At 70.5% G+C, this 15,911-nt stretch carries 15 protein-coding genes; 9 read left to right on the top strand and 6 right to left on the bottom strand.

Features of this window, described 5'->3' with window-relative positions; translation table 11 throughout:
* The first annotated feature begins 98 nt into the window (after positions 1–98).
* The gene (locus AL2_RS13105) at positions 99–1,166 is read left to right on the top strand and encodes an NAD(P)H-dependent amine dehydrogenase family protein (protein ID WP_067633501.1); all 1,068 of its coding nucleotides are present in this window, start codon (positions 99–101) and stop codon (positions 1,164–1,166) included.
* Here the strand turns inward: AL2_RS13105 and AL2_RS13100 are convergent.
* Entirely contained in the window at positions 1,163–1,849 is a 687-nt protein-coding gene (locus tag AL2_RS13100) for a DedA family protein (RefSeq protein WP_067633498.1), read from the bottom strand. The genes AL2_RS13105 and AL2_RS13100 overlap by 4 nt on opposite strands.
* A gap of 147 nt (positions 1,850–1,996) precedes the next feature.
* Between AL2_RS13100 and AL2_RS13095 the strand changes: the two genes are divergently transcribed.
* The 6 genes from AL2_RS13095 (at position 1,997) to AL2_RS13070 (ending at position 9,358) form a co-directional block, all read left to right on the top strand.
* On the top strand, positions 1,997–2,905 hold the full coding sequence (locus AL2_RS13095; protein ID WP_067633496.1) for a glutathione S-transferase family protein: 909 nt from the start codon (positions 1,997–1,999) through the stop codon (positions 2,903–2,905).
* A 61-nt stretch (positions 2,906–2,966) separates the two neighbouring features.
* Positions 2,967–3,635 (top strand): AIM24 family protein, encoded by a 669-nt coding sequence (locus AL2_RS13090; protein WP_067633494.1) that lies wholly within the window; start codon positions 2,967–2,969, stop codon positions 3,633–3,635.
* Between the two features lie 84 nt (positions 3,636–3,719).
* Positions 3,720–7,436, top strand: coding sequence for a multifunctional oxoglutarate decarboxylase/oxoglutarate dehydrogenase thiamine pyrophosphate-binding subunit/dihydrolipoyllysine-residue succinyltransferase subunit (locus tag AL2_RS13085; RefSeq protein WP_083946466.1), 3,717 nt, complete (start codon positions 3,720–3,722; stop codon positions 7,434–7,436).
* 100 nt (positions 7,437–7,536) lie between these two features.
* Positions 7,537–7,716 carry a DUF6104 family protein gene (locus AL2_RS13080; protein WP_067633492.1) on the top strand — a complete coding sequence of 60 codons (180 nt, stop codon included), beginning with the start codon at positions 7,537–7,539 and terminating at the stop codon, positions 7,714–7,716.
* A 91-nt stretch (positions 7,717–7,807) separates the two neighbouring features.
* A complete protein-coding gene (locus tag AL2_RS13075; RefSeq protein WP_067633490.1) occupies positions 7,808–8,632 on the top strand; it encodes a DUF4097 family beta strand repeat-containing protein in 825 nt (274 codons plus the stop codon).
* A 3-nt stretch (positions 8,633–8,635) separates the two neighbouring features.
* Positions 8,636–9,358, top strand: coding sequence for a helix-turn-helix transcriptional regulator (locus AL2_RS13070; RefSeq protein ID WP_067633488.1), 723 nt, complete (start codon positions 8,636–8,638; stop codon positions 9,356–9,358).
* A 27-nt stretch (positions 9,359–9,385) separates the two neighbouring features.
* Here the strand turns inward: AL2_RS13070 and AL2_RS13065 are convergent, their stop codons facing one another.
* The 4 genes from AL2_RS13065 to AL2_RS13050 all read right to left on the bottom strand — a co-directional run bounded on the left by AL2_RS13065 (position 9,386) and on the right by AL2_RS13050 (position 13,140).
* Entirely contained in the window at positions 9,386–10,354 is a 969-nt protein-coding gene (locus tag AL2_RS13065) for a zinc-binding dehydrogenase (protein ID WP_067633486.1), read from the bottom strand.
* Positions 10,355–10,432: 78 nt separating this feature from the next.
* Positions 10,433–11,185, bottom strand: coding sequence for an amino acid ABC transporter ATP-binding protein (locus tag AL2_RS13060; RefSeq protein WP_067633768.1), 753 nt, complete (start codon positions 11,183–11,185; stop codon positions 10,433–10,435).
* Between the two features lie 127 nt (positions 11,186–11,312).
* Entirely contained in the window at positions 11,313–12,227 is a 915-nt protein-coding gene (locus AL2_RS13055; RefSeq protein ID WP_067633484.1) for an amino acid ABC transporter permease, read from the bottom strand.
* 4 nt (positions 12,228–12,231) lie between these two features.
* On the bottom strand, positions 12,232–13,140 hold the full coding sequence (locus AL2_RS13050) for an ABC transporter substrate-binding protein (protein ID WP_067633482.1): 909 nt from the start codon (positions 13,138–13,140) through the stop codon (positions 12,232–12,234).
* A 359-nt stretch (positions 13,141–13,499) separates the two neighbouring features.
* Between AL2_RS13050 and AL2_RS13045 the strand changes: the two genes are divergently transcribed.
* Entirely contained in the window at positions 13,500–14,690 is a 1,191-nt protein-coding gene (locus tag AL2_RS13045) for an NAD(P)-dependent malic enzyme (RefSeq protein WP_067633480.1), read from the top strand.
* Between the two features lie 209 nt (positions 14,691–14,899).
* Complete coding sequence (locus AL2_RS13040) at positions 14,900–15,463, top strand: CGNR zinc finger domain-containing protein (RefSeq protein WP_067633478.1); 564 nt, start codon at positions 14,900–14,902, stop codon at positions 15,461–15,463.
* Here AL2_RS13040 and sodX read toward each other — a convergent pair.
* A complete protein-coding gene (gene sodX, locus AL2_RS36255) occupies positions 15,364–15,840 on the bottom strand; it encodes a nickel-type superoxide dismutase maturation protease (RefSeq protein WP_083946465.1) in 477 nt (158 codons plus the stop codon). The two genes, AL2_RS13040 and sodX, sit on opposite strands and share 100 nt — an antisense overlap.
* Between the last annotated feature and the right edge of the window lie 71 nt (positions 15,841–15,911).

Genomic DNA, 15,911 nt, shown 5'->3' with positions numbered 1-15,911 from the left:
ACCATGGACAGGACGGAAGTTGCGCTGATTGCCGCAATTCGCCGAAGCCGCCGCGTAGTCTCGGGCGAACCGCGAGGAGCAACGGAGGTCCCGTCTCGATGATTTCCGTCGACGCGCCGACCGCAGGCCGCCGCCCGTACCGCGTCGTGCAGTGGGCGACGGGCGCCATCGGACGCAGCGCGATCAGGGGCGTCCTCGACCGCGACGACATGGAACTCGCCGGGGTCTGGGTGCACACCCCCGCCAAGGAGGGCGCCGACGCCGGGGCCCTCGCCGGCCGCGACCCGATCGGCGTCGCCGCGACCCGCGACATCGAGGACATCCTGGCCCTGGACGCCGACTGCGTGATCTACGCCCCGAGCCCCGTCCACGACCGGTTCGCCGAACTCGACACGATCTGCGCGCTGCTGGCGTCCGGCAAGAACCTGATCTCTGTCAGCGGGCTCGTCTACCCGCACGCGCACGGCCCGCAGTTCACCGGCGAGCTGGAGCAGGCGTGCAAGCGGGGCGGGACGTCCGTGCACGGCAGCGGCGTGAGCGGCGGCTTCATGGCCGACGTCATGCCGCTCGTGCTGTCGCGGCTGTCCCGGCGGATCACCCACGTCTACGCCCGCGAGTGCTCGGACTTCGCCCGCCACCCGTCCTGGCGGATGGTCCACGACATGCTCGGCTTCGGCAAGACCGAGGAGGCGTACCAGCGGGCGCTGCGGCCGAACCGGGCCGCGATGCGCGCGATGTTCGGCGAGAGCCTGCACCTGGTCGCGGCGGGCCTCGGCGTCGACCTCGACGAGATCGACGTGGACGTCGACTACCGGCTCGCCGGGACCGACCTCGCCACCGCCGCCGGGCCGATCCCGCACGGCACCGTCGCGGCGGCCCGCTGGACGTTCAGCGGGCTGGCCGCCGGCCGGCCCGTCATCACCGTCGAGGTGGTCCACAAGGCCAACGCCGCGCGGATGTCGGACGAGTGGGGCCGCCCCGGGTACTCGCTCCGGGTGGACGGCCGCCCGTCACTGACGTTCGCGATCGACGAGGACTGGGTCTCCGACGTGATCTCCGCGGCGTCCGCGCACGCGCTGAACTCCGTCCCGGCGGTGTGCGCCGCCGATCCCGGGATCCGCACCTACCTCGACCTGCCGATGATCAGCGGCCGGATGCACGTCTAGGTCTCCGGGACGGTTCGCGCGGGTTCCCCGTCCAATCCGGGCTCCCCGGCGCCGGCCTCCGCCGCGGCCTCCTCGAGCGCCTCCCTGCGGCGCTTGCGGACGGTCCACACCGCCAGCCCGGCGACGGCCGCCACCGCGAGCCCGATCGCGAGGCCCCGGCCCGCCAGCTTCGCCGCGTGCTCGAACGCCGTGCCCGCGAAGTAGCCGCCGAGCGTGAACGTCGCCACCCAGGCCACGCCGCCGATGACGTTGAAGACCAGGAACTTCGGATACGGCAGCCGCGAGCTGCCCGCCAGCGCGGGCATGAGCGCCCGCAGCAACGCCGTGAACCGCCCGATGAACACCGCGAACGCGCCCCGGCGGCGGATCAGGTCCTGCGCGCCGGCGACCTTGGCGCGGTGTTTTCGCATGACCCCGACGTCCAGCAGCCGCGGCCCGTACTTGCGGCCGATCTCGTAGCCGACCGAATCGCCCGCGACCGCCGCGGCCACCGCGATGGCGAGCAGCAGCGGCAGCGCCAGCACGTGCTGGCTGGCGAGGACGCCGCCGACGACGATCGCGGTCTCGCCGGGGAACACGAACCCGACGAACAGCGCGGCCTCGGCGAACACCAGCGCCGCGATGACGAGGTAGATCATCGCGGGCGGCAGCCCGTCCACCAGGGCGTTGAAGTGCTCGAGCATGGACCCCCGCCATCTCGTTCCCGGCGCGACCGCGTCCGCGGTCGTTTCACACCTGCTACCGACGGTTATGGTATCCGCGAGGTTCCCGGCCCGGATCGGTCATTCGGACGATGATCCGGGACGGGCGAGCGGCTGCGGGAGGCACGCGTGAGCGTTCAGGAGGTCGAGGCAGGCCGGTTCGTCCGGCAGGCGAACCGGTTCACCGGCCGGATCACCGCGGACGGCTCGTCCGGGTTCCCCGCCGAGCCCGGCCGGTACCGGCTGTTCGTTTCGTACGCGTGCCCGTGGGCCCACCGCACCCTGATCGTCCGGCGCCTCCTCGGCCTGGAGGACGTCATCGGCGTCGCCGTCGTCGACCCCATCCGGGACGAGAAGGGCTGGCGGTTCCCCGACCGCGACCCCGTCACCGGCGCGGTCTTCCTCTCCGAGCTGTACCTCGCCACCGACCCGTCGTTCGAGGGCCGCTACACCGTCCCGTCCATCTGGGACACCGAGACCGAGAGCCTGGTCACCAACGACTTCCCGAACATCACCACGATGTTTGAGACGGAGTTCACCGCGCACCATCGGCCGGGCGCGCCCGACCTGTACCCGGAGGCGCTCCGCCCCGAGATCGACGAGCTGAACGAGCTCGTCTACACGACCGTCAACAACGGGGTCTACAAGGCCGGGTTCGCCACGTCCCAGGGCGCCTACGAGGAGGCGTTCGACGCCCTCTTCGACACGTTCGGCCGGCTCGAAGAGCGCCTCTCCACCCGCCGCTACCTGTTCGGCGACGAGATTACCGAGGCCGACGTCCGCCTCTACCCCACCCTGGCCCGCTTCGACGCCGTCTACCACGGGCACTTCAAGTGCAACCTGCGGCGCCTGGTCGACTACGAGAACCTGTGGGCGTACGCGCGCGACCTGTACTCGGTCCCCGCGTTCGGCGAGACGACGAACTTCGACCACATCAAGCGCCACTACTACGTGACGCAGCGCAACATCAACCCGTCCGGCGTGGTCGCGAAGGGCCCGCTCGTGGATTGGACGGTTCCACACGGCCGGGACCTCTGACTCCGACCCGTCGTTATGCTGGCGGATCTCCTGTAATCCGCACGAAAGGCATGACCCGACCATGCGCAGCCAGTTCTTCGGCAACCTCGACCAGGGCCAGCTTCCCGGCCACTTCGCCCTCCAGAACTCCAAGATGCTCCGCGTCCACCTGAACGGGGACGTCCTGGCCCGGCAGGGCTCCATGGTCGCGTTCCAGGGCCAGATGGAGTTCGACTACGAGGGCTCCGGCGGCATCGGCAAGTTCATGAAGAAGGCCCTGACCGGCGAGGGCGTGCCGCTGATGCGCGTCAAGGGCCAGGGCCTGCTGTTCGTCGCGAACGACGCCGACGACATCCACCTCTTCTACCTGGAGAACGAGGGCATCACCGTCAACGGCAAGAACATCCTCGCCTACGACTCGACGCTGCAGTCCGACATCCAGCGCGTCCAGGGCGCGGGCATCGCCGCCGGCGGCCTGTTCAACACCACCCTGCAGGGCACCGGCTGGGTGGCGCTCACCACGCACGGCACCCCCGTCATGCTCGACTGCGGCCGCGCCCCCACGTTCGCGGACGGCCAGTCCGCCGTGGCGTGGAGCACCAGCCTCCAGGTCGGCGTCAACCGCACCTTCAAGGCGGGCGCCCTCATCGGCCGCGGCAGCGGCGAGGCCATGCAGCTGGCGTACCAGGGCCAGGGCTTCGTCCTCGTCCAGGCCAGCGAAGGCCCGACGGTCGCTCCTCACAGTCACTGAGGCACGCGGCCGGGCCTTCACTACAGTAGCCTGGGGTGCGTCTCAGAACTCACCTGCGAGCAGCGGAAGAGGGCGATCTCCGCCGTGTCGACAGAGTCGTCGCAAACTAGTGCCGACCCAAAGATCACCGATTTCGGCGCCAACGAGTGGCTGGTCGACGAGCTGTACCAGAAGTACCTCGAAGACCCGAACTCCGTTGACGAGGCCTGGTGGAACTTCTTCGCGGACTACCAGCCGGACAGCCGGCCGTCGTCCGCGACCCCCGCGTCCCCACCGGCCACCACCGACGGCGCGGCCCCGGCGGCCGCGAACGGCACCGCGGCCGCTCCGCCGACATCGCAGCGGCCCGCGGCACCGCCGGCGGCGCCCGCGAGGCCGGCCGCCAAGCCCGCGCCGAAGGCGGAGAAGCCCGCCCCGCCGCCGGTGCCGGCGGGCGCCGAGGAGGTCCGGCTGCGCGGCGTCGCCGCCCGGACGGCCACCAACATGGAGGCCAGCCTCGGCGTGCCGACGGCGACGAGCGTGCGGGCCGTGCCGGCGAAGCTGCTGGTCGACAACCGCATCGTCATCAACAACCACCTGAAGCGCGGGCGCGGCGGCAAGGTCTCGTTCACGCACCTGATCGGGTACGCGATCGTCCGGGCGCTCGCGGCGATGCCGGAGATGAACGCCGCGTTCACCGAGGTGGACGGCAAGCCGGTGCTGGTCCGGCCCGAGCACGTCAACTTCGGGCTGGCCATCGACCTGCAGAAGAGCGACGGCTCCCGGCAGCTCGTCGTGCCGAGCATCAAGGCCGCCGAGACGCTGGACTTCCGCCAGTTCTGGGCCGCCTACGAGGAGATCGTCCGCAAGGCCCGCGGCGGCAAGCTCACCCTGGAGGACTTCCAGGGCACCACGATCAGCCTGACGAACCCGGGCACGATCGGGACCGTCCACTCGGTGCCGCGGCTGATGCCCGGCCAGGGCACGATCATCGGCGTGGGCGCGATGGAGTACCCGGCCGAGTTCGCGGGCGCGTCCGGCGACACGCTGTCGCGCATGGGGATCAGCAAGGTGATGACGCTGACCTCCACCTACGACCACCGGATCATCCAGGGCGCGCAGTCCGGCGACTTCCTGCGCCGCATCCATCAGCTCCTGCTCGGCGAGGACGGCTTCTACGACGAGATCTTCGAGGCGCTGCGCATCCCGTACGAGCCGGTGCGCTGGGTCAAGGACATCTCCGCCGCCCATGACGACGACGTCGCCAAGGTCGCGCGCGTCCACGAGCTGATCCACGCCTACCGGGTCCGCGGCCACCTGATGGCCGACACCGACCCCCTGGAGTACAAGCAGCGCCGCCACCCCGACCTCGACATCCTCAAGCACGGCCTCACCCTGTGGGACCTGGAGCGCGAGTTCGCGACCGGCGGGTTCGGCGGCGAGCCGACGATGAAGCTGCGCGACATCCTCGGCGTGCTGCGGATGGCGTACTGCCGGACGGTCGGCATCGAGTACATGCACATCCAGGACCCGGAGGAGCGCGCCTGGATCCAGGAGCGCGTCGAGGTCCCGCACGAAAAGCCGTCGCGCGAGGAGCAGCTGCACGTGCTGCGCCGGCTCAACAGCGCCGAGGCGTTCGAGACGTTCCTGCAGACGAAGTTCGTCGGGCAGAAGCGGTTCTCGCTGGAGGGCGGCGAGTCCGTCATACCGCTGCTGGACTCGGTGATCTCGGCGGCGGCGAAGGAGAGCCTCGACGAGGTCGTCATCGGGATGGCGCACCGCGGCCGGCTGAACGTCCTCGCCAACATCGTCGGCAAGTCCTACGCGCAGATCTTCGGCGAGTTCGAGGGCAACCTCGACCCGCGCAGCGCGCAGGGCTCCGGCGACGTGAAGTACCACCTCGGCGCGTCCGGCGACTTCGTCGCCAGCGACGGTTCCAAGATCCACACCGAGCTGGTCGCGAACCCGTCCCACCTGGAGACGGTCGACCCGGTGCTGGAGGGCGTCGTCCGCGCCAAGCAGGACGTCCTGGACGTCGGCGAGGCCGGCTTCACCGTGCTGCCGATCCTGATCCACGGCGACGCCGCGTTCGCCGGGCAGGGCGTGGTGGCCGAGACGCTGAACCTGTCGCAGCTGCGCGGCTACCGCACCGGCGGCAGCGTGCACGTGATCATCAACAACCAGGTCGGCTTCACCACCGCCCCCGAGTACTCGCGGTCCAGCGTCTACGCGACCGACGTGGCCCGGATGATCCAGGCGCCGATCTTCCACGTGAACGGCGACGACCCGGAGGCGTGCGCCCGGGTCGCGCGGCTGGCGTTCGAGTACCGGCAGACGTTCAAGAAGGACGTCGTCGTCGACATGGTCTGCTACCGGCGCCGGGGCCACAACGAGGGCGAGAACCCCTCGTTCACCCAGCCGCTGATGTACGACCTGATCGACGCCAAGCGCTCGGTGCGCAAGCTGTACACCGAGGCGCTGATCGGCCGCGGCGACATCACGGTGGAGGAGGCCGAGCAGGCGCTCCGCGACTACCAGGAGCAGCTGGAGCGGGCCTTCACCGAGACCCGCGAGGCGGTGAAGAAGCCCCTCGAACCGGGCTCGGTGGTCAAGCCGGACGTCGAGGAGCGCATCCCGATCGACCACGGCAAGGCCGGGTCGGCGATCCCGCCGGAGACCGTCAAGCGGATCATCGAGACCCAGGTCAGCCTGCCGGAGGGCTTCACCCCGCACCCGCGGCTCCAGCCGATCCTGCAGCGCCGCGCCCAGATGATCGAGGACGACGCGATCGACTGGGCGACCGGCGAGCTGCTCGCGATGGGCTCGCTGCTGATCGACGGCCGCCCGGTGCGGCTGGTCGGGCAGGACACCCGGCGCGGGACGTTCGGCCAGCGGCACGCGGTCCTCGTCGACCGCAAGACCGGCGAGGAGTACACGCCGCTGAAGCAGTTCGGGCAGGGCGTGTCGAAGTTCTACGCGCACGACTCGCTGCTCAGCGAGTACGCGGCGATGGGCTTCGAGTACGGCTACTCGATGACCCGTCCGGACGCCCTGGTCTGCTGGGAGGCCCAGTTCGGCGACTTCGCCAACGGCGCCCAGTCGGTGGTGGACGAGTACATCTCGTCCGGTGAGCAGAAGTGGGGCCAGCACTCCAGCGTCGTGCTGCTGCTGCCGCACGGCTACGAGGGCCAGGGGCCCGACCACTCGTCCGCGCGGATCGAGCGGTACCTGCAGCTGTGCGCGCAGGACAACATGACCGTGGCGTACCCGACCACGCCGGCGAACTACTTCCACCTGCTGCGCTGGCAGGTCCTGTCGGGCCGGCACAAGCCGCTGGTGGTGTTCACGCCGAAGTCGCTGCTGCGGCTGAAGGCGGCCACGTCGCCGGTCGCGGAGATCACCGAGGGCGCGTTCCAGCCGGTCATCCCGGAGAGCGACCCGGCGATCGACCCGGCGGGCGTGCGGCGGGTGCTGCTGACCACCGGCAAGATCTACTACGACGTGGTGAAGGCGCGCCGCGCGGCGGGCGCGAACGACACCGCGGTCGTCCGGGTCGAGCGGCTCTACCCGCCGCCGGTGGACGAGATCAAGGCCGAACTCGCCAAGTACCCCGCCGGCGCCGAGGTCGTGTGGGTGCAGGACGAGCCCGCCAACATGGGCGCCTGGCCGTTCATGGCGCTGAAGCTGCCGCACCACATCGAGGGCCTGAAGATGTCGCGGGTGTCGCGCCCGGCGTCGTCGTCGCCCGCGGTCGGTTCGGCGAAGCTGCACCAGGCCGAGCAGGAGGCCCTGATGGCGAGACTGTTCGGCGAGCGGAAGTAGGCCGGGCGGAGAAGGAAGCAGGCAGACCCGAGGGCTCCGGTGCGTCGCGCCGGGGCTCTCGGCGTCCCGAGGGCAAGATCAAGAAAGAAGACACCGCTACATGTACTTCACCGATCGGGGCATCGAGGAACTGACGGACCGGCGCGGCGCGGAGGAGGTCAGCCTGACGTGGCTGGCCGAGCGGCTCCGCGAGTTCGTCGACCTGAACCCGGAGTTCGAGACGCCCGTCGACCGCCTCGCCACCTGGCTCGCCCGCCTGGACGACGAAGACGACGAGTGACCCACCTCGCACAACACGCGATATGTCTTGACTTTCCCGTGACGCGACATATCGTGTCTACTGACGGAGGAGCCGGACGAAGGGCATCGTGATGTCGCGCTGGACGATCGACGAACCCACCACCCTGGACTTCGACGGCGTGGTCGCGCTGCGGATCACGCTGATCGCCGGCAGCGTCTCGGTGCTCGCCTCCGACGAGCGGCCGTCCATCATGGTCGGCGACGTCGAGGGCCCCCCGCTGGTGGTCACGCACGAGGCCGGCATGCTGACCGTCACCCACGAGAAGCTGTGGGAGGGCGTGCTCAGCTGGCTGCGCACCCACAAGGCGAGCGCCGCGATCACGGTGACCGTCCCGCACGACTGCCCGGTCTCGCTGAACCTCGTGTCGGCGGACGCGATCGTGACGGGCATGACGACCCGCACGTCCATCAAGAGCGCCTCCGGCGACGTCACGCTGGACGGGGTGGCGGGCGCGATCGACGCCAACACCGTGTCCGGCGCGATCGAGGCGCAGGGCCTGGACGGGACGGTCTCGTTCACCTCCGTGTCCGGCGACCTCGCGCTCGCCGGCGCGTCCATCGACCGGCTCGGCGCCCGCACGGTCAGCGGCCGCGTCGCCGCCGACGTCGAACTGCCCGGCAGCGCGAGCGTGGACGTCAACACGGTGTCGGGCGAGGTGGCGCTGCGCGTTCCGGAGTCCGCCGGCGCGCAGGTCTCGCTGAACTCGGCCGCCGGGCGCATCGAGACGTCCTTCCCCGAACTCTCCCGGCAGGACCGCACCATCGCGCAGAGCGTCACCGGCAAGATCGGCGACGGTTCCGGACGGCTGGCGGTCAACACCGTCTCCGGCGCGATCACCCTCCTCGGCCGCGACGACGCCCCCGAGACCATCACCGGCCCCCGAATGGAGAAATGAGACGTGAGCCCCGTTTTCGGGCACGGTCGGTTGCGGCTGTACCTGCTGAAGCTGCTGGAGGAGAGCCCGAGGCACGGCTACGAGGTGATCCGGCTGCTGCAGGACCGGTTCCTCGGGGTCTACTCGCCCTCCCCCGGCACGATCTACCCGCGGCTCGCCCGGCTGGAGTCCGAGGGCCTGGTCACGCACGAGGTGATCAAGGGCAAGAAGGTGTACTCGCTGACCGACAAGGGCCGCGAGGAGCTGGAGCGCCGGATGGACGAGCTCGCCGAACTGGAGGAGGAGATCTCCGCCTCGGCGCAGGAGTTCGCGCGCGGCGTGCAGGAGGACGTCCGGCAGACGGTCCGGACGCTGCGCGAGGAGCTGACGCAGGCCGCCCGGACGATGCGCGACCAGGGCAAGACCACGTCCAAGGAGGCGTGGAAGGAGACGACGGAGCGCCAGAAGGACGAGTGGAAGCGCCAGAAGGAGCACTGGCGCGAGCAGAAGCAGACGTGGAAGGAGGAGTGGCGGCAGAACTGGGACGACGCCTGGAAGACGGCGACCGGCACCAGCGAGGACGTCGCCCGCCTCAAGCTGGAGCGGCTGCTCCGCAAGTTCGTCGAGGACGTCCGCAAGTCGGCGAAGAAGGCCGGCCTGGACGACGACGGCCTCGCCGCGGCCCAGGCCCTCCTCGACGAGACCCGCGAACGCCTGAAGAACGAGATCTTCCGCAAGGAGCCGTGACCGGCCGCCCGGCCACGGCTCCCCGGCTCACGGCGTGAAGACGATCTTCCCGAAGAGGTCGCCCTCCGCCATCGCGGCGAACCCCTCGGGCGCCCGGCTCAGCGGCAGCGTCCGGTCGATCAGCGGCTTGGTGCCCGTCTTGACGAGGAACCGCGCGAGCCGCTCCAGCTGCGCCCGCGTCCCCATGGTGGAGCCGACCACCGACAGCTGCAGGAAGAACACCCGGTTCAGCTCCGCCGGCGGCACCTGGCCGCTGGTGGCGCCGGACACCACGATCCGCCCGCCGGGCCGCAGCGACTTCAGCGAGTGCGACCAGGTCGCCTGCCCGACGGTCTCGATGACGGCGTCGACCCGCTCGGGCAGCCGCGCGCCCGTCTCGAACACGGCGTCCGCCCCGAGCTCCTGCGCCCGCTTGCGCTTGCCCTCGCTGCGGCTCGTCGCGTAGACCCGGAACCCGGCGGCCGACGCCAGCGCGATCGCGGCCGTCGCCACGCCGCCGCCGGCGCCCTGCACCAGCACGGACGACCCGGGCTGCAGCCCGGCCTTGTCGAACAGCATCCGGTAGGCGGTGAGCCACGCCGTCGGCAGGCAGGCCGCCTCCTCGAACGACAGCTCGGCGGGCTTCGGCACGAGGTTGCGGCGCGGCACCGCGACCTTCTCCGCGAGCGCCCCCTGGTGGACCTCCGACAGCAGCGACCGCTTCGGGTCGAGCGTCTCGTCGCCGCCGCCCCGGTCCGGGTCGCCGATCACCGAGTGCACGATGACCTCGTTGCCGTCCTCGTCGACCCCGGCGGCGTCGCAGCCGAGGATCATCGGGAGCCTGTCGGCGGGCAGGCCGACGCCCTTCAGCGACCACAGGTCGTGGTGGTTGAGCGCGGCGGCCTTCACCGTGACGGTCGTCCAGCCGTCCGGTACCTCGGGATCGGGCCGCTCCCCCAGCGTCAGCCCGTTCAGCGGATTGTCTGCGTCGATCTGCGTGGCCGTGACAGCGAACATGAACCGACACTAACCGTCCGGCCGGGACGGCCGGCGGCCCGCCCCCGGCGTGGGGACGGGCCGTGGGCCCAGGTCGGGTCACAGCACCTTGGAGAGGAAGTCCTGGGTGCGGCGGTGCCGGGGGTTCGCCAGGACGTCGCGCGGGGTGCCCTCCTCGACGACGACGCCGTCGTCCATGAAGACCAGCGAGTCGCCGACCTCGCGGGCGAAGCCCATCTCGTGGGTGACCACGACCATGGTCATGCCGTCGAGGGCGAGCTGCTTCATGACCTCGAGCACCTCGCCGACGAGTTCGGGGTCGAGCGCGGACGTGGGCTCGTCGAACAGCATGAGCGCCGGCTCCATGGCGAGCGCCCGCGCGATCGCCACCCGCTGCTGCTGCCCGCCGGACAGCTGGCCCGGGTAGCTCTGCGCCTTCTCCGCGAGCCCGACGCGCTCCAGCAGTGCGAAGGCACGCTGCCTGGCCTGCTCCCTCGGGATGCCCTTGACCCACACCGGCGCCCCCATGATGTTCTCCAGCGCCGTCTTGTGGGGGAAGAGGTTGAACCGCTGGAACACCATGCCGATCTCGCGGCGCTGGGCGGCCACCTCGCGGTCGCGCAGCTCGTAGAGCTTGCCGCCCGACTGCCTGTAGCCGACCAGGTGGCCGTTCACCCACAGCCGCCCGGCGTTGATCTTCTCCAGGTGGTTGATGCAGCGAAGGAACGTCGACTTGCCGGACCCGGACGGCCCGACGACGCACATGACCTCGCCGGGCTTCACCTCCAGGTCGATGCCCTTCAGCACCTCCAGCCGGCCGAACGACTTGTGCACCTTCTCGGCCTTGACCATCGGGCCGCCGTTCGCGGGGCCGCCGCCGCTCCACTTGCCCGCGGACACCTCGGCGGCGAACTTCTCGAGGTTCGCGGAGGGCTCGCTCTGCGCTTGCTTCCGGCGTCTCACCATGCCGTTCCTCCGCTCACTGGCCACCGCCCCCGCCGCGGAAGCGGACCCGCTGCGCGCGCGGTTCCCTGCCCCGGCCGATGCCCCGGCTGAAGTGCCGCTCGAGGTAGTGCTGGCCCACCATCATCAGGGAGGAGAGCAGCAGGTACCACAGGCACGCCATCACCAGCATCGGGATGATCTTGTAGGTGCTCGCGTAGATGGTCTGCGCGGTGAACGTCAGCTCGGAGAACGGGATGGCCGCGACGAGCGAGGTGTTCTTCATCATCGAGAGCGCCTCGTTGCCGGTCGGCGGGATGATGACCCGCATCGCCTGCGGCAGCACGATCCGGCCCATGGTCTGCAGCCGGGACATGCCGAGCGCGCTCGCCGCCTCCTGCTGCCCCTCGTCCACCGACAGGATCCCGGCCCGGATGATCTCCGCCATGTAGGCGGCCTCGTTGAGGATCAGCCCGAGTCCCGCCGCGATCATGGCGGTGACGAGCGACTGCGTCTGCCAGGTGTGGAACTCCGGCCCGAACGGGATGCCGATCCCGACGGTCGGGAACAGCGAGCCGATCGCGCCCCAGATGAGCAGCTGGGTGTAGAGCGGCGTGCCGCGGAAGAACCACAGGTAGAACCAGGACGAGCCGCGCAGCAGCGGATTGGGCGACAGCCGCATCAGCGCGAGGACCGTGCCGAGCAGCACACCGCCGATCATCGCGGCGATGGTCAGCAGGATCGTGTTGCGGACGCCCTTGAGCACGGCGACGGACAGGATGTACTTCCGCTGCTCCGCCCAGTCCAGCGCGTCGCTGGTGAGCAGGAAGTGGACGAACATCGCGACCAGCACCAGGACGACCGCCGCCGCCACCCAGCGGCCCGGGTGCCGGACGGGGACGGCCTTGATCGTTTCGGGCCGTCCCCCCTCGACGTCGGTGTCGACGGTCATGCGATCAGCTCTGCGCCGCGTTGATCGCCGGGTCGGAGATCGCGCCGCTCTCCACGCCGTTCTCGGTGAGGATCTTCTTGTAGCTGCCGTCGGCGATGAGCGCCTTCAGCGCGCCCTGCACGGCCTCCTTGAACTGGCCGGAGTTCTTGCCGAACGTGTAGCCGTAGGGGGCGGTGTCGTAGACCTGGCCGATGATCTCCAGCTTGCCGGTCTTCTTGACCGCGCCGCCGACGATCGGCGAGTCGGCCGCCATGGCGTCGACCTTGCCCGCGACCAGGTCGTTGTTGACCTCGGTCTGCTGCTTGCGGACGACCTGCTTGATGGCCGGCTTGCCCGCGTCGGTGCACTTCTTGCTGCGCGCCGTCAGGTCGTCGACCTGCACGGTGCCCTGCTGGACGCCGATGCTCTTGCCGCAGGCGTCGTCGGGGTTGACGCCCTTGGGATTGCCCTTGAGCGCCGCCCAGGCCGTCCCCGCCGAGTAGTAGGTGACGAAGTCGACGGCCTGCTCGCGCTCCTTGGTGTCGGTGAAGGAGGAGACACCGGCCTCGTACTTGCCGGACTGGACTCCCGGGATGATCGTGTCGAAGCCCGCGTTGTGGTACTCGGTCTTCAGCCCGAGCTTGGCCGCGACGGCGTTGAACAGGTCGACGTCCCAGCCGACGATCTTCTGCGACGCGGGGTCGACGGATTCGTTGGGCGGGTAGGACGCGTCGGTGCCGATCGAGATCTTGCCGTCGCTCTTGATGGCGTCCGGGACCATGGCCGCGAGCTTGCTGTCAACGCTCGTGTTCGGGGCGGCTGCGCCCGAGTCGCCAGAATCGTCGCTGTCGCCACATGCGGACAGGGCGAGAGCGCCGGTCAGCACGAGAGCGCTCGCCGCGGCAAGGCGGCGGCGCAGAGAACCGGTGGTCATGGTCCCCCTCCAGGTGGTTACGTCGGATCTGCGTAGATCCGAAGGTCAGGTGCACAGTTTGGCGCACAACCTCCCTGATCTGGATAAAGGGTCCGAAACAATCACGCAACGAGGTAGCTCCGGAACGGCGCGCCGACACCTCCCTTACCCACCGTGTGCTACCGGATCGCTACATGTGGCGACCGTCACGTGACGGCCGACACCCACCCCGGGCCCGAGGGGCGCGCAGGCCCGTGTGGCACAATCGGACAACGGGTGACCCCCGTACGTCGCGAGATGACCACCAGGTGACAGGCCACCACGCCACCACCACCGCGGCGGCATCGCAAGAAAGCCAACTTTCACTGACAGGGGTCGCTGTGGCTGCTGAGCCCATTACCACCGAACCGCTCTCGCTGGACGACGATCCGGCCTTCGCGCTGCACCGCGGCGGGAAGCTGGAGATGCGGTCGACCATCCCGGTCCGCAACAAGGACGATCTCTCGCTGGCCTACACGCCGGGCGTCGCCCGCGTGTGCACCGCCATCGCCGACAACCCCGAGCTGGCCCACGAGTACACCTGGACGTCCAGGGTCGTCGCGGTCGTCACCGACGGCACCGCCGTGCTCGGCCTCGGCGACATCGGCGCCGCCGCGTCCATGCCGGTCATGGAGGGCAAGTCCCTGCTGTTCAAGGAGTTCGCCGACGTCGACTCCGTGCCGATCGCGCTGAGCTGCACGGGCGTGGACGAGATCGTCGACACGGTGATCCGGATGGCGCCGAGCTTCGGCGGCATCAACCTGGAGGACATCAGCGCCCCCCGCTGCTTCGAGATCGAGGACCGGCTGCGCGCCGCGCTCAACATCCCCGTCTTCCACGACGACCAGCACGGCACCGCGATCGTCGCGCTCGCCGCGCTGACGAACGCGGCCCGCTTCGTCGGCAAGCCGCTGTCGGAGCTGCGCGCGGTCGTCGCCGGCGCGGGCGCGTCCGGCATCGCGGTCTCCAAGATGCTGATCGAGGGCGGCATCGGCGACATCGCGCTGTCCGACAGCAAGGGCCTCATCCACGAGGGCCGGGACGGCCTGAACCCGGTCAAGGAGCGCATCGCCGCGATCACCAACCGGTCGCACCTGAAGGGCTCCACCGAGGAGGCGCTGCGCGGCGCCGACGTGTTCATCGGCCTGTCCGGCAGCACCGTGCACGAGTCGTGCGTCGCCACGATGTCGGAGAACGCGATCGTGTTCGCGCTGTCCAACCCCACCCCCGAGGTCCACCCCGAGGTCGCGCGGCGGCACGCCAAGGTCGTCGCGACCGGCCGCAGCGACTACCCGAACCAGATCAACAACGTGCTGGCGTTCCCGGGCATCTTCCGCGGCGCGCTGGACGTCCGGGCGCACACGATCACCGAGGGCATGAAGCTGGCGGCGGCGAACGCGCTCGCCGACATCGTCGGCGGCGACCTGACCGCCGACTACATCATCCCGAACCCGTTCGACGACCGGGTCGCCCCGGCCGTCACCGCCGCGGTGGCCGAGCAGGCCCGCCGCGAGGGCGTCAACCGCATCTGACCCCCGTCCCGGACGGCCTGTGCCCCCACCGGGGCGCGGGCCGTTCGATTGGTCCATAAACTCGGCCATCGCCGGGCCGAATTGGAGTAATTTCGCGCCGCGGTCTCTACAGCGACCGCATATTTTCCCCCGAAACAGGTGTAATCCGCGTCAACGGGGAATAGATCCTGGCACTTCGTCCGAACAGGTGGAGTCCGTCGGGAGCGACAGTGAATCTGGCCTCATACGCAGACCTGGCGATCGATCTCGTGAACACGCACCGTCCCGACGGGGACGACCTGTGCGATCTCGAAGGGCTGCGGGCGCTGCTCGCGCACCGGCCGCATCTCGGGGGCCGGATCGCGCACCGCGATCTCGACGCCATGCGGGAGCTGCGCGCGCAGCTCCGCGCGATCTTCACCGCCGTCGCGCACGGGGACGAGGACGGCGCCGTGGACCGCCTCAACACGATGCTCATCCACCATCCCGTCCATCCGAAGGTCTCCCGGCACGACGGCAAGGACTGGCATCTGCACTTCAACGAGGCCGGCTCCGTCACCGACCGCTACGCGGCCCGCGCCGCGATGGGCCTCGCCGCGAAGATCGCCGCCCAGGGCCTGGCGCGGCTCGGCACCTGCCGGGCGGACGGCTGCGAACGCGTGTTCTTCGACACGACCGCGAACCGCTCCCGGCGCTACTGCTCCGACCGCTGCGCGGGACGTCCCAGCGTGACCGCCGCCTGCCGTCCGGACGGCGCCCGCGTGACCGTCCCCGCCCGCGAGAGCGGCCAGTAGCGGGCGACGACCCGGCCGGCGACGAGCGCGTCCGGGACGGAGCCGAAGTCCCAGCTGTCGCGGCGGCCCGGGGCGCGCTGGTTGTCGCTCTCCAGCCACCACCCGTCCGCCGCGCGGTGGCCGGCGCGCTTGACGATGAGGAGCCCCGGCCGCTCCGGATGCTCCGCGACGACGACCGCGCCGGGCCGGAGCCGCGCGCCGCGCCGCACGACCAGCCGGTCCCCCGGCCGCAGCGCGGGCAGCATCGAGTCGCCGGCGACCTCCACCACCCGGAACCGCCGGGCCCCCGCCGCGAGCGCCGCCGCGAGCGCCGCCGCGAGCGCCGCCGCGCCGGCGAGTGCCCAGAGCACCGGACGGCGCGGCCCCCGGATTCGCATGCTCCTCCTCGCTCGCCCGCATACATCGGCGGACCGTGGTGACAACTCTGCCAGGAAGGGCTCCGGGCCGC

Source organism: Actinomadura latina NBRC 106108, from assembly GCF_001552195.1.
Lineage (GTDB): Bacteria > Actinomycetota > Actinomycetes > Streptosporangiales > Streptosporangiaceae > Spirillospora > Spirillospora latina.
Note: the sequence above shows the minus strand (reverse complement) of the source record. Positions and strands in the feature narration are given on the sequence as shown.